Raw genomic sequence first — 12638 nt, forward strand, 5'->3', positions numbered from 1 at the left:
GCGAGCCCGGCGGCTCACCAGTGCGGCGGACGATCCTCCAGGAAGCGGGAGTCGTCGGTGTCGCCGCGCCACTCGCCCCAGCCGGTGTCGGTGTCGTCGGAGGTCTGGTCCGGCAGGATCTCCAGGTCATCGTCCAGCTCGACCGGGCGGTCGTCGTCGGGTCCCACGCTCATGATCTCCATTGTGGGCGATCGTGTACCGCCCCGCACTGTGATCCAGGTCAAACCCCGACAAGATCGAAGCCGGCGGGTCAGGCGGCGAGCCGGCGGGCGAACTCCGCCGCCGCGGCCCGCGGATCGGCCGCCTCGGTGATCGCCCGGACGACCACGGCGCGGTTCGCGCCCGTGGCGAGGACGTCGCCGAGGTTGCCGAGGTCGATCCCGCCGATCGCGAACCAGGGACGCGCCACCCGCTGCGCGGCGACGTACTCCAGCAGCTCCGGCCCCGGCGCGGGGCGTCCCGGCTTGGTCGGGGTGGGCCACACCGGCCCGGCGCAGAAGTAGTCGACGCCCGGCTCGACGGCGGCCGCCGCCGCCTGCCGGCCGGAGTGCGTGGACCGGCCGATCAGCATGTCGCCGCCGACGATCTCGCGGGCGGCGTCCACCGGCAGGTCGTCCTGGCCGAGGTGCAGCACGTCGGCGCCGGCGGCGTGCGCGATGTCGGCGCGGTCGTTGACGGCGAGCAGCGCGCCGTGCCGCTCGCACGCCGCCCGGAAGATCTCCAGGTAGGCCAGCTCCTGCCGGGCCTCCAGACCCTTCTGGCGGAGCTGGAGCAGGTCGACGCCGCCGGCGAGCACGGCGTCCAGGAACTCCGGCAGGTCCCCTTGCCGCTCCCTCGCGTCGGTGCAGAGGTAGAGGCGGGCGCGGCTGAGCCGGGCGCGCAGCGCGACGGCGCGCTCGGTGGGGAGATGCCTGGACACGGCGGAGAGACGTCCTTCCGGAAGGTTTTCGCGGGGCCGCGCGGCTGTTGCGTCGCGCGACCCCGCGATCGTGTCAGACGTTCCGGCGGCTCAGGCCCCCAGGGCCGGGGGACGGGCTAGAACGCGAGGGCCTGGGCGCGGCGGCGGACCTCGGTCCCCCGGTTCTCGGTGAGCGCGTCCACGGGCGTTCCCGGCAGCGTGTCATCGGCGGTGAACAGCCAGCGGATGGTCTCGACCTCGTCGAACCCGGCGTCCGACAGGAGCGTCAGCGTGCCGGGCAGGCCCTTGATGACCTGACCGTCCTTGATGAACGCGGCGGGCACCATGGGCTCGCCCTCCCGGCGCACGGCCAGGAGCCGGTGCTCGCTGATGAGCTGCTTGATCCGGTTGGTCTTGATCCCGAGTCGCTCGGCGGTCTCCTTCAGGGAGAGCCATTCGCCCGCGAGGGCGTCGGTCCGGGGGTCCAGTGCGCTGTCAACGGTTGCGTGCATCTGCGTCACGCCCCCTTGCTACCACGCCTTCGGAACCCTCAAACCCCCTGTACAGCCGTTACGCTTCGGCGCCGTGCGCTATCCGCGAACGGCCTGCCGGACGGGCACGTCCGGGTCGGCGAGCGCCCCGGCGTCGACGGGCGTGCCGGCCGCGATGACGCGGCGCGCCTGCACCAGATCGCGGGGCCGGTCGACGGTGAGGATCGCGTCGAGCCGGTCGCCGGTCAGCCAGGCGGCCGTCCACTTCCGGCCGGTCGGGTCCCCGCGGCGAACGATTCGTTCGGACGCCGAATGGTTCCCCGCATACTGCACCATTCGCCCGAATTGCTCGGACCAGAAGTACGGGACGGCGTCGTACACCGCGCCCTGCCCGAGGAGCGTCGCGGCGGCGACGTCGGGGGCGTTGAGGGCGGTGTCCCAGTGCTCGACGAGGAGCCGCCGCCCGTACCGCGCCGACCACCAGGCGGCGCAGTCGCCGACGGCGACGACGTCCGGGCGGGCGGAGCCGGGCACCTCCTCACCCGCATAGGCGCGGAACGAGCCGTCGGTGACGACGCCGCGCTCCAGCAGCAGCCCGGAACCGTCCAGCCAGGACAGTTGCGGCCGGACGCCGATGCCGACGACGACCTCGTCCGCCTCGATCCGGGCGCCGCCGGCAAGCAGCAGGCCGCCGTCTCCCACCTCGGCGACCTTGACTCCGGTGCGCAGCTCGACGCCCGCCTCCGCGTACCAGGGCGCGGTGAGCGCACCGACCTCGGGGCCGAGCGCGCCCGCGAGCGGCGTGTCCGCGGCCTCCACGACGGTCACCGCGCAGCCCTTCTTGGCGGCGGTCGTCGCGACCTCGGCGCCGATCCAGCCCGCCCCGACGATCACGATCCGGGCGCCTTCCGTAAGCCGGGATCGCAGGTCACGGCTGTCCTCGATGGTCCGCAGCACATGCTGCGGCCCGTCCCCCGGCAGCGTGATCGGCACGGCCCCGGTCGCGATGACCAGCCCGTCGAACGGAAGATCGCCCGCCGTGGACGCGACGACGCCGCCGCGCGCGTCCAGGCGCAGGCCCGTGGCGCGCTCGCCGAGCAGGAGCTCGCAGCGCAGCGCGTCCCAGTCGGCGTCGACCGTCGTGTCGTCGGACTCGCCCGCGAGGACGGCCTTCGACAGCGGCGGCCGGTCGTAGGGCGGATGCCGCTCGGCCGAGACGAGGGTCAGCGCGCCCTCGTAGCCCCGGCCCCGCAACGACTCCACGGCGCGCAACCCGCCCAGCCCGCCGCCCACGACGATGATCCGCTCCATGGGGATCCACCCTAGAACTCCCCGGACGCCCGCCCGGACGGCTGCCCACGCACAAGGGATCGGAAGTGGTCGTAAGGTGGAGACCGGGTGGAACAGCACAAAGCGCGGGAGTCCGGTGCGACCGGGCTGAGAGGGCGGCTGGAACGGGCCGCCGACCGCCACGACCTGATCCGGATCATGCCGGCGAAGGGAGCGCGCATGGAGATCGTGATCATCGGGGCCGGGGTCATCGGCCTCGCCACCGCCTGGCGGGCCGCCGCCGGCGGCGCCGCCGTCACCCTGGTCGACCCCGAGCCCGCGGGCGGCGCGTCGGCGGTGGCCGCGGGGATGCTGACCCCGGTCAGCGAGCTGACCTACGGCGAGGAGCCGCTGCTGCGGCTGGGCCTCGCGTCCCGCGACCGGTACGGCGCGTTCGTCGCCGAGCTGGAGGAGCTGACCGGCCTGGAGACCGGTTACCGCACCGACGGGATCATCGAGGTCGCCTTCGACGCCGACGACCTGAAGTACCTGGACGACCTGCGCCGCTTCCAGGAGACCCTCGGCATCCCGGTCGAGGCGCTGACGGGCCGCGAGTGCCGCCGCCTGGAGCCGATGCTGGCGCCGGGCGTGCGCGGCGGCCTGCTCGCCCCCGAGGACGGCTCGATCGACCCGCGCCGCCTGACCCCGGCGCTGCTCGCCGCGGCCGGGAAGCTCGGCGTCCGCCTGGTCAGGCGGCGAGCGGCGGGCATCGTCGTGGAGCGCGACACGGCGGTCGGCGTACGGCTGGACGACGGCACGACCATCAACGCCGACCGCGTCCTCCTGGCGGCGGGCCCGTGGTCGGGTGATCTCGACGGACTGCCTCCCGGGACCGTTCCACCCGTCCGTCCCGTCAAGGGCCAGGTGATCCGGCTCCGCGCCCGGACCCCGTTCATCAGCAGGTCCACGCGCGGGATGGTGAAGGGCTCGTCGGTCTACCTGGTGCCGCGCCTGGACGGCGAGATCGTCGTCGGCGCCACCCAGGAGGAGCTCGGCTTCGACACGCGCGTCACGGCGGGCGGCCTGTGGGAGCTGCTGCGCGACGCCCGCGAGCTGCTGCCCGGCGTCACCGAGCTGGAGTTCACCGAGGTCTCCGCGGGCCTGCGCCCGGGGTCACCGGACAACGGGCCGGTGATGGGCCCGTCCGCGCTCCCCGGCCTCGTCATCGGCACCGGCCACTTCCGCAACGGCATCCTGCTCGCCCCGATCTCCGCCGACATCCTGTCCGCGACACTGCTCGACACCCCCGTTCCAGAAGTAGCCGGGCCGTTCTCGCCCGGCCGTTTCTCCCCCGAGGTGCACTCATGAAGGTGATCGTCAACGGCGAGCCGCGCGAGCTGCCGGACGGCGCGAGCGTGGCCGAGGCGGTCGCGTCCGTCTCCGGCGCCGCGGCCGGAATCGCGGTGGCGGTGAACGACGAGGTCGTCCGGCGCTCGGCATGGGCCGCGACGGCGCTGCGCGACGCCGACCGCATCGAAGTCCTGACCGCCGTGCAGGGAGGCTAGAGGTGACGGACAAGCTGGTCATCGCGGGCGAGGAGCTCGGCTCCCGGCTGATCATGGGGACCGGGGGCGCGCCGAGCATGCACGTCCTGCGCGAGGCGCTGACCGCGTCCGGGACGGAGCTGACCACGGTCGCGATGCGGCGCGTGGACCCCTCCGCCCGCGGTTCGGTGCTGGACGTCCTGACCGAGTCCGGCATCCGGGTGCTGCCGAACACGGCGGGCTGCTTCACCGCGGGCGAGGCCGTCCTCACCGCGAAGCTGGCCCGCGAGGCGCTCGGCACGAACTGGGTCAAGCTCGAAGTGATCGCGGACGAGCACACCCTCCTCCCCGACCCGATCGAGCTGGTCGACGCCGCAGAGCAGCTCGTCGACGCCGGGTTCGTCGTCCTGCCGTACACCAACGACGACCCCGTCCTCGCGCGGCGCCTGGAGCAGATCGGGTGCGCGGCCGTGATGCCGCTCGGCTCCCCGATCGGCTCGGGCCTCGGCATCCGCAACCCGCACAACATCGAGCTGATCGTCGAGCGGGCGGGCGTCCCCGTCATCCTGGACGCGGGCCTCGGCACCGCGTCCGACGCCGCGCTGGCGATGGAACTGGGCTGCGACGCGGTCCTGCTGGCAACGGCGGTGACCCGAGCCCAACACCCCACCCAGATGGCCGCCGCGATGCGCCACGCGGTAGAGGCCGGACGCCTCGCCCGCCTGGCCGGACGCATCCCCAAGCGCCGCTACGCGCAGGCCTCCTCACCCTTCGAGGGCCGAGCAACCTCGTAGGAAAACTAAATGGCCACCTGAAGAAATATTCGCTGGACCTGAAATGTAGGCACCACGAGACTGAAAACGGTCCATCCGAGCCAGGGCACCGCAACCCGGCGCCTCGCTTCGGTGTTCGTCGAAACGTCCCTTACCTAAGGTGCCTGACATGCAGCAGGAAACCGGCGCGCGCGTCGACAAGCTCGCCGTGGCGGCCGCCACGGTGACCGTGGTGCTCTGGGCATCGGCCTTCGTCGCGATCCGCAGCGCCGGAGACGACTACAGCCCCGGCGCGCTCGCCCTCGGCCGCCTCCTGTCGGGAACGGTCGTGCTGGGCGCGCTGTGGCTCGTCCGGCGCGAGGGGCTCCCGCCGAAGGCCGCCTGGCCCGGCATCGTCACCGCGGGCATCCTGTGGTTCGGCGCCTACATGGTCGCCCTGAACTGGGGCGAGCAGCTGGTGGACGCGGGCACGGCCGCCCTCGTCGTCAACATCGGCCCGATCCTCATCGCCCTCCTCGGCGGCTGGCTGCTCAAGGAAGGCCTCCCGCCCCGCCTGCTCGCCGGGATGGCCGTGTCGTTCGCAGGCGCGGCGGTCGTCGGGCTGTCGATGTCCGGCGAGGGCAGCTCGTCCGTCGGCGGGGTGCTGCTCTGCCTCGTCGCCGCGGTCACCTACGCCGCCGGCGTCGTCAGCCAGAAGCCCGCGCTGCGGCACGCCTCCGCGCTGCAGTTCACCACCTTCGCCTGCGCGATCGGCACGCTCGCCTGCCTCCCGTTCTCCGGCCAGCTGGTCTCAGAAGCGGCCGACGCCCCCGCCGGCGCCACCCTCAACATGATCTACCTGGGCGTCTTCCCCACCGCCATCGCCTTCACCACCTGGGGATACGCCCTGGCGCGGACGTCCGCCGGAAAGATGGGCGCCACCACCTACGCCGCACCCGCCCTCGTCGTGTTCATGTCGTGGCTGTTCCTGGGCGAGGTCCCCGGCCTGATCACGCTCGCAGGCGGCCTGCTCTGCCTCGCAGGCGTCGCCGTCTCCCGCAGCACCCGCCGCCCCGCGCCCCCGGTCATCCCGGTCGAATCACCCTCAGGGCTCATCGACGCTCATACTCGCGACTGATGAGAAGCTCGCCGCCGCGCCCGTAAACTCGCAGCGATGGACACGAGGGCTGCCGATCCCCTCGTCGGGCAGGTGCTCGACGGGCGCTACCGCATTGAGTCCCGCGTCGCCCGCGGCGGGATGGCAACGGTCTACGTCGCGCGCGACATCAGGCTCGACCGCGTCGTGGCGATCAAGGTCATGCACGCCGGGCTCGCCGCCGACGAGCAGTTCGTCACCCGCTTCATCGGCGAGGCCAAGGCCGCGGCGGCGCTGTCCCACCCGAACGTCGTCGCCGTCTACGACCAGCGCACCGACGGCGAGCACGTCTTCCTGGTGATGGAGTACGTCGCCGGGCACACGCTCCGCGACGCGCTGACCACGCTCGGGCGGCTCGGCCCCCGCGCCGCGCTGGAGATCATGCAGCCGGTCCTCGCGGCGCTCGGCGCGGCGCACCGGGCCGGTCTCGTGCACCGCGACGTCAAGCCCGAGAACGTCCTCATCACCGAGGACGGCCAGGTCAAGGTCGCCGACTTCGGCCTCGCCCGCGCCGAGACCGCGACCAAGATGACCAAGACCGGCGTGCTCATCGGAACGGTCGGCTACCTGGCGCCCGAACAGGTCGTCTCCGGCGACGCCGACGTCCGCTCGGACGTGTACGCCGCCGGCGTCATGCTGTTCGAGCTGCTCACCGGCCACCTCCCCCACCAGGCCGACACCCCCCTCGCGGTCGCCTACAAGCATGTGAACGAGACGGTCCCGGCGCCGTCCACCGCGATCCCGGGCATCCCGCTCCGCGTCGACGAGCTGGTCACCGACGCCACGAGCCACGACCCGCAGCGCCGCCCGCAGGACGCGAACCAGTACCTCGCCGAGGTCGCCGAGGTCTTCGGCGGCCTCCCGCCCGACTTCGACCGCCGCCTGGAGGAGACGAACGCCACCGCGGTCCTGGAGCGCCCGCAGCACGCCCGCACCGCCGTCCTGGACGCGCCCACGCTCGCCCCCGAGCGCACCAGGGCCGACCGCGCCATCGGCGCGCTGACCGGCCGGTACGTCCTCGTCGCCATCGGCGCGATCGCGGCGATCATCCTCGGCTGGGCGGTCTGGTACCAGACGTCGGGGCAGTACGAGCACGTCCCGTCGTCCATCATCGGCATGAAGGTCGCCGACGCCCGCGACCGCCTGGAGAGCGCGGGCCTGGACGTGCGGACCGCGAAGCCCGTCTACGACGACCGCGTCCACAAGGGCGGCGTGGCGAAGTCCGATCCACCCGCGGGCGCCCGCATCGCCAAGGGCCAGACCATCACCCTCACACCGTCCCGTGGCATCACCCCACAGGAAGTGCCCGACGTAGAGGGCAAGTCCCTAGAGGAAGCCAAGCAGACCCTCAAGGACGAAGGCTTCACCGTCGGCCGGACGAGCTTCACCCCCTCCCAGACGATCGCGAAGAACGAGGTCGTAGGCACGAACCCCGCAGCGGGCCAGCGGCAGTCCCCCGACGAGCCGGTCGGCCTCATCGTCTCCAGCGGCATGTCGATGCCGGACCTCATCGGCCAGGACGGCGACGCCGCCGCGAACCAGCTCCGCTCGATGGGCCTGGACGTCAAGGTCGAGAAGAAGAAGGTCGACGGCAAGCCACCGGACTCGGTGATCGAGCAGAACCCGCCCGAGGGCACCGGCGTGTCCCGCGGCGACAAGGTCACGATCGTCGTCAACAAGCGCGACTGCCTGGTCGACGCGGGCCCGGTCAAGATCGGCTGCGAGGAGGGCGAGGGCGAGCAGAACGTCCCCGTCCCGAACCTGACCGGCCGCAACGTCGACGACGCCAAGAAGGCCCTGGAAGACTCCGGTTTCAAGGTCAGCGTGACGGGCTTCGGCGGCAACACGGTCCGCTTCCAGTCCCCGAACAGCGGCGAGGCCCGCCGCGGCTCGACCGTGACCATCTTCCGTGGCCCCTGACCGGCTAGGCTGAAACCGCCATGACATCGAGCAATCCCGTAGGGGCACACGTCCCCGTGGCCGGTGGCCTGGCCACCGGCGGCCTGAAGTACGCCGCCCAGATCGGCGCCGAAGCCGTACAGGTCTTCGTGTCCAACCCCCGAGGCTGGGCCCTCCCCGAGGGCAAACCCGCCGAAGACGAGAAACTCCGCGCCACGGACGTCCCCGTCTACATCCACACCCCGTACCTGGTGAATTTCGGCTCCCCCAACCAGGAGACCTTGGCCAAGTCGATCGCCACGGTCCGCCACTCCCTGACCCGGGGCCGCGCCATAGGCGCCCTGGGCGTAGTGGTCCACACGGGCTCAGCCGTCACCCAGACCTACGACGAGGCCATGGCCCAGGTCCATGACCACGTCCTCCCCCTCCTGGACGAGATCCCCGAGGACGGCCCGTACCTGCTACTGGAACCCATGGCCGGCCAGAACAACATGCTCTGCGCCAAGGTCCAGGACCTGGGCCCCTTCTTCGAGAAACTCGAGAACCACCCGAAACTGGGCGTCTGCTTCGACACCTGCCACGCCTTCGCCGCAGGCCACGACCTGGCGGCCCCCGGCGGCGCAAAGGCCACCATCGACGCACTGATCGAGACCGTAGGCGAGGGCCGCCTGAAACTGGTCCACGCCAACGACTCAAAAGACCCCTGCGCCTCCGGCCGAGACCGCCACGAGAACATAGGCAAAGGCCAAATAGGCGAGAACGCTTTCGCCGACCTCTTCCACCACCCCGCCCTATCAGGAATCCCGTTCCTGATAGAAACCCCGGGCCGGGCCCCCGAACCTCACGCCAAAGACATAGAAACCCTAAAACGCCTACGCGACACCTGACCAGTAGCGTCGCAACAACGCTGGCCACCAGGCTTGAGCCGCAGGGAAGCACCCCCCGCACCCACTACTGCGCAGACCCAAGCCACCACAGCAACCACCCAACAACCTCAATGCTTGCGATCGCGTCCGAAGGCAGGTTTCGAGCGAAGCAAGAAACCTGATCGCGCAGCGAGCCGCCAGGCGAGACGGAGCGATGCAGCGATCGCGCGCTTTTTTCGACGATGGAGGGCCGCCAAGGCCCGAAGGAGGAGAAAAAAGCAAAAAAACACAGCACGACTCGGGCGCCGCTGAACAACCCCCCGACTGTTCAACGACGCCCGAGCCACAGGCCACCGGATCCCACCCCCCCGGTACGGGATCCAGCGACGCACGATCCGGCGTTGGAGCCGGATCTCCGGATTTGCTTTTGTGGAGGTTTCGCGGTGGTGCGCGGCGTGTGCCGCGGCACGGGCCGCCCGCCCCTCCGGGGACGGTGTGGCGTTAGGTGCCACTGAGAACTCTAGGGGTGTGATGCCTCGGTTGCAGTCCAGGAAAACCCAGGTCTCGGTAAACGGTACGTAGTCATAGGTATGCGTTGAGTAGCTGCACGATGAGCGGGCGGTCCGGCGGGACGAGCGGTGTTTGGGAACGGTCCACCACCTGCGGGCCCGCGACGGTCGATGATTCACGGGCGATCAGCGGACGGGCGTGCCCTCGGGCAGATGGAGCTTCATGAGCGCGCGGTCGGCGCGGCGCGGGACGCGGCGGCGGGTCAGCAGCGACACGGCGATCATGACGGCGAAGACGGTGGGCGCGAGGACGGCGGCGGGCTGGGCGAGGACGGCGCTGGGCCAGCCCTGGCAGGAACCGGCGAACAGGCGGGTGATGCCCGCGGCGACGGCGAGCCCGCCGCCGGCGAGGAGCCCGGCGGCGGCGCCGGCGGCGGTGAGGCCGCGCCACCAGATGCCGAGGACGAGGAGCGGGCACAGGGAGCACGCCGACACGCAGAGGGCCATCGTGACCAGGCCGACCGCGCCCTGCCGTCCGATGCTCGGCAGCACGGCCAGCGGCACGGCCAGCGCGAGCACGACGCCGAGGCGGAACGTGGTGACGCCGCTGCCGCGGCGCACGCACTGGGAGACCGTCCCGGCGAAGGCCATGACGATGCCGCAGGACGTGGCGATGAACGCGGCGAACGCCCCGGCGGTGACGAGGCCGGTGAGCAGCGCGCCGCCGGGTCCGGGGATCATCCGCTGCGGCAGCATCAGGAGGGTCGCGTCGGTGTCGCCGGTCATGAGCAGTTCGGGCGCGTAGAGCCGTCCCAGCGTCCCGTACAGGGCGGGGAACATCGAGAACAGGGCCAGCAGGACGGGCACGAACGCGGCGGTGCGGCGTGCCGCGGCCCCGCTGGTGCTGGTGTAGAAGCGCATCAGGATGTGCGGCAGGCCCATGGTGCCGAGGAGGACGGCGAGGAGCGCCGAGTAGGTGCGGAACAGGCCGCGGTCCTGGCCGCGTCCGAACGGCGTGGCCCAGGTGACGCCGTCCTGGACGGGCAGCCGCTCGGCGTGCGGCACCGGGGCACCGGCCGGGAACCGGACGACCGTTCCGGCGCCGAGGGTGTGCCGGCCTGGGGCGAGGGGGACGGTCTCGCCGCTGCGGACGGCGCCGTCCACCCGTCCCCGCGCGGTGACGGTGACGGCGGCGGGCACGGTGACGGTGGCGTCGGTGCGCACCTGCACGCGGGTGGCGCGTTCGAAGTTCGGCGGGGCGTCGCCGACGGGGTCGGGGGCGCCGGCGATGTTCCACACCGCGAGCAGCACCACGGCGGGGACGGCCACGGCGGCGAGTTTCACCCAGAACTGGACGGCCTGGACGGCGGTGATGCCGGGCATCCCGCCGGTCGCGGTGAGCAGCAGCGCGACCGCGGCCACGACGGCCCAGCCCGTCCAGATGGGGGCTCCGGTCAGCACGCGGAGCGTCACCCCGGCGCCTTTGAACTGCGGCAGCAGGTAGAACCAGCCGATGAAGCAGACGCAGGCGGTGACGATCCGCCGGACGGTCCGGGAGCCGAGCCGCCATTCGGCGAAGTCGGAGACGGAGTAGGCGCCGGACCGGCGCAGCGGCGCGGTGACGAACGCCAGGAGCAGGACGTATCCGGCGGTCGCGGCGATGGGGAGCCACAGCATGTCGGCGCCGTAGGCGAGCACGAGCCCGGCGGAGCCGAGGAACGCGGCGGCGGAGATGTACTCGCCGCTGATCGCGGACGCGTTCCACCAGGGGGTGACGCCGCGCGAGGCGATCAGGAGGCCGGTTGCGGTCCCGGCGGAGCGGCGGCCGCGGACGGACGCCGTCCCCAGCACCGCGACGAGCGCGATCAGCGCCGCCGCCACGGCGAGCGCGGTCACCGACGGCCCAAGGGGCCGCGGCCGGTGACCGGCCCGGTCAGTTCCCGCTCCGCCCGTTCGGCGCGGCTGAGCTGCCGCAGCGCCACCGCGACCCAGAGGGGCTGGATGCCGAAGACGAGCACGAGCCAGGCCAGCGGGACGCCGCTCACTCCGGCGCGTGCGACCGCCGGGGAGAGCGCGAGCAGCGCGGGCAGGCCCGCCACCACGGCGACGACGATCGCGCAGGTCCGCAGGGCGATGCCGAGCTGGCGGCGGATGAGGGCGGACACCGCCGCGCCGCCGGCCGCCACGGAACCGGGCGAGCCGGGCACATGGGGAACGCCGAGTGAGCCGGGCGGGTCGGTATCGAGGGGATCGGCGTCCGGCGGGCCGGACCCGGGCGCTTCCGGCGCGGCGGCGGCGGACCGCTCGGCGGGACGGGTTCCGGGCGCCGGTACGGCGTCGTCGTGGTGCGTCCGCGCGCGAGCGGTCGCGGCGGACACCGTCACCCGGCGTTCAGCGCTCATCGCGACCGTCTTCCCCGCCGGTTCGGCCGTCCCCGGCGTCGTCGCCGGCGCCGTTCCCCTCCGGGTGGTGGAACTTGCGGACGAGCCGGTCGCGCACCTCGCGGGTGTGGCGGCGGCTGACCTGCAGCAGCTCGTCCCCGATCTGGACGGCGGCGCGGCCCCCGTTGAACCGCACCTCGGTGATGTGCGCGGACGCGACCAGGGTGCTGCGGTGGATCCGGATGAACCCGGCCGCCTCCCACCGCTTGGTGAGCGCCGACAGCGGCATGCGGACGAGGTAGCCGCCGTCGGCGGTGTGCAGCCGGACGTAGTCGCCTTGCGCCTCGACATGGGTGACCGCGCGCCGGGAGACGAGCCGGGTGCGGCCGCCGAGCTCGACGGGGATCATCTCGTCCTCGGGGTCGCGGTCGCCCTCCGCGGCCGGGGCGGGCGCGGGCCGGTCGACGGCGCCGAGGACGCGCCGCACCGACTCGGCGAGCCGCTCGGGGCGGACGGGCTTCAGCAGGTAGTCGAGCGCGCCGAGCTCGAAGGCGGTGACGGCGCAGTCGTCGTGCGCGGTGACGAACACGACGTGCGGCGGCGCGGCGAACCCGGTGAGCAGGCGGGTGAAGTCGAGCCCGTCGAGCCCGGGCATGCGGATGTCCATGAACACCGCGTCGAGGCGGTCGCCCTCGACGAGCATCCTGCTCAGGTCGCGCAGCGCGGACGAGGCGTCGCCCGCGCAGGCGACCCTGCCGACCCGCGGGTCCTTGCGGAGCAGATAGGTCAGCTCCTCAAGCGCGGGTCGTTCATCGTCGACGGCCAGGACGTGCAGCATGAGGGCGACTTTGCCGCGATTACCGTCTGTCCGCA

13 protein-coding genes and 1 riboswitch are annotated in these 12638 nt (G+C 72.6%); of the genes, 6 read left to right on the forward strand and 7 right to left on the reverse strand.

Translation table 11 applies throughout. The features are described 5' to 3' along the window. Positions 1-14: 14 nt before the first annotated feature. The 4 genes from ACH34S_RS14600 to ACH34S_RS14615 all read right to left on the reverse strand — a co-directional run bounded on the left by ACH34S_RS14600 (position 15) and on the right by ACH34S_RS14615 (position 2700). A complete protein-coding gene (locus ACH34S_RS14600; RefSeq protein WP_395953115.1) occupies positions 15-173 on the reverse strand; it encodes a hypothetical protein in 159 nt (52 codons plus the stop codon). Between the two features lie 77 nt (positions 174-250). Continuing rightward, positions 251-919, reverse strand: coding sequence for a thiamine phosphate synthase (gene thiE / locus ACH34S_RS14605; protein ID WP_395953116.1), 669 nt, complete (start codon positions 917-919; stop codon positions 251-253). Between the two features lie 116 nt (positions 920-1035). Next, positions 1036-1410, reverse strand: coding sequence for an Rv2175c family DNA-binding protein (locus ACH34S_RS14610; protein WP_395953117.1), 375 nt, complete (start codon positions 1408-1410; stop codon positions 1036-1038). A 78-nt stretch (positions 1411-1488) separates the two neighbouring features. Then, positions 1489-2700, reverse strand: a complete 1212-nt coding sequence (locus ACH34S_RS14615; protein WP_395953118.1) for an NAD(P)/FAD-dependent oxidoreductase — start codon at positions 2698-2700, stop codon at positions 1489-1491. 94 nt (positions 2701-2794) lie between these two features. Then, a riboswitch (TPP riboswitch) is annotated at positions 2795-2909 on the forward strand. Here ACH34S_RS14615 and thiO point away from each other — a divergent pair. The 6 genes from thiO to ACH34S_RS14645 all read left to right on the forward strand — a co-directional run bounded on the left by thiO (position 2899) and on the right by ACH34S_RS14645 (position 8896). Continuing rightward, positions 2899-4026 carry a glycine oxidase ThiO gene (gene thiO, locus ACH34S_RS14620; RefSeq protein ID WP_395953119.1) on the forward strand — a complete coding sequence of 376 codons (1128 nt, stop codon included), beginning with the start codon at positions 2899-2901 and terminating at the stop codon, positions 4024-4026. It overlaps the preceding riboswitch by 11 nt. Next, complete coding sequence (thiS, locus tag ACH34S_RS14625; RefSeq protein WP_395953120.1) at positions 4023-4223, forward strand: sulfur carrier protein ThiS; 201 nt, start codon at positions 4023-4025, stop codon at positions 4221-4223. Before thiO ends, thiS begins: the two co-directional genes overlap by 4 nt. A gap of 2 nt (positions 4224-4225) precedes the next feature. Continuing rightward, complete coding sequence (locus ACH34S_RS14630) at positions 4226-4996, forward strand: thiazole synthase (protein ID WP_395953121.1); 771 nt, start codon at positions 4226-4228, stop codon at positions 4994-4996. Positions 4997-5144: 148 nt separating this feature from the next. Beyond that, a complete protein-coding gene (locus ACH34S_RS14635; RefSeq protein ID WP_395953122.1) occupies positions 5145-6092 on the forward strand; it encodes a DMT family transporter in 948 nt (315 codons plus the stop codon). A gap of 36 nt (positions 6093-6128) precedes the next feature. Then, positions 6129-8030 carry a Stk1 family PASTA domain-containing Ser/Thr kinase gene (pknB, locus tag ACH34S_RS14640; protein ID WP_395953123.1) on the forward strand — a complete coding sequence of 634 codons (1902 nt, stop codon included), beginning with the start codon at positions 6129-6131 and terminating at the stop codon, positions 8028-8030. A gap of 20 nt (positions 8031-8050) precedes the next feature. Further along, complete coding sequence (locus ACH34S_RS14645; RefSeq protein WP_395953124.1) at positions 8051-8896, forward strand: deoxyribonuclease IV; 846 nt, start codon at positions 8051-8053, stop codon at positions 8894-8896. 674 nt (positions 8897-9570) lie between these two features. Here ACH34S_RS14645 and ACH34S_RS14650 read toward each other — a convergent pair. From ACH34S_RS14650 to ACH34S_RS14660, 3 genes are read right to left on the reverse strand one after another with little or no spacing between them, the layout of a single operon-like run. Continuing rightward, positions 9571-11280: a cation acetate symporter gene (locus ACH34S_RS14650; RefSeq protein ID WP_395953125.1), complete on the reverse strand. Its 1710-nt coding sequence runs from the start codon at positions 11278-11280 to the stop codon at positions 9571-9573. Further along, complete coding sequence (locus ACH34S_RS14655) at positions 11277-11786, reverse strand: hypothetical protein (protein ID WP_395953126.1); 510 nt, start codon at positions 11784-11786, stop codon at positions 11277-11279. Before ACH34S_RS14655 ends, ACH34S_RS14650 begins: the two co-directional genes overlap by 4 nt. After that, positions 11776-12603 carry a LytR/AlgR family response regulator transcription factor gene (locus tag ACH34S_RS14660; protein WP_395953128.1) on the reverse strand — a complete coding sequence of 276 codons (828 nt, stop codon included), beginning with the start codon at positions 12601-12603 and terminating at the stop codon, positions 11776-11778. The genes ACH34S_RS14655 and ACH34S_RS14660 overlap by 11 nt, the downstream gene beginning before the upstream one ends. Between the last annotated feature and the right edge of the window lie 35 nt (positions 12604-12638).

The organism is Actinomadura sp. 3N508 (assembly GCF_044326375.1).
GTDB lineage: Bacteria > Actinomycetota > Actinomycetes > Streptosporangiales > Streptosporangiaceae > Spirillospora.

Excerpts from the sequence above, each read along its gene's own strand:
- ACH34S_RS14600 (WP_395953115.1), bottom strand. The coding sequence starts at position 173 with ATGAGCGTGGGACCCGACGACGACCGCCCGGTCGAGCTGGACGATGAC.
- ACH34S_RS14610 (WP_395953117.1), bottom strand. The coding sequence starts at position 1,410 with ATGCACGCAACCGTTGACAGCGCACTGGACCCCCGGACCGACGCCCTC.
- ACH34S_RS14615 (WP_395953118.1), bottom strand. The coding sequence starts at position 2,700 with ATGGAGCGGATCATCGTCGTGGGCGGCGGGCTGGGCGGGTTGCGCGCC.
- thiO (WP_395953119.1), top strand. The coding sequence starts at position 2,899 with ATGGAGATCGTGATCATCGGGGCCGGGGTCATCGGCCTCGCCACCGCC.
- thiS (WP_395953120.1), top strand. The coding sequence starts at position 4,023 with ATGAAGGTGATCGTCAACGGCGAGCCGCGCGAGCTGCCGGACGGCGCG.
- ACH34S_RS14635 (WP_395953122.1), top strand. The coding sequence starts at position 5,145 with ATGCAGCAGGAAACCGGCGCGCGCGTCGACAAGCTCGCCGTGGCGGCC.
- pknB (WP_395953123.1), top strand. The coding sequence starts at position 6,129 with ATGGACACGAGGGCTGCCGATCCCCTCGTCGGGCAGGTGCTCGACGGG.
- ACH34S_RS14645 (WP_395953124.1), top strand. The coding sequence starts at position 8,051 with ATGACATCGAGCAATCCCGTAGGGGCACACGTCCCCGTGGCCGGTGGC.
- ACH34S_RS14655 (WP_395953126.1), bottom strand. The coding sequence starts at position 11,786 with ATGAGCGCTGAACGCCGGGTGACGGTGTCCGCCGCGACCGCTCGCGCG.
- ACH34S_RS14660 (WP_395953128.1), bottom strand. The coding sequence starts at position 12,603 with ATGCTGCACGTCCTGGCCGTCGACGATGAACGACCCGCGCTTGAGGAG.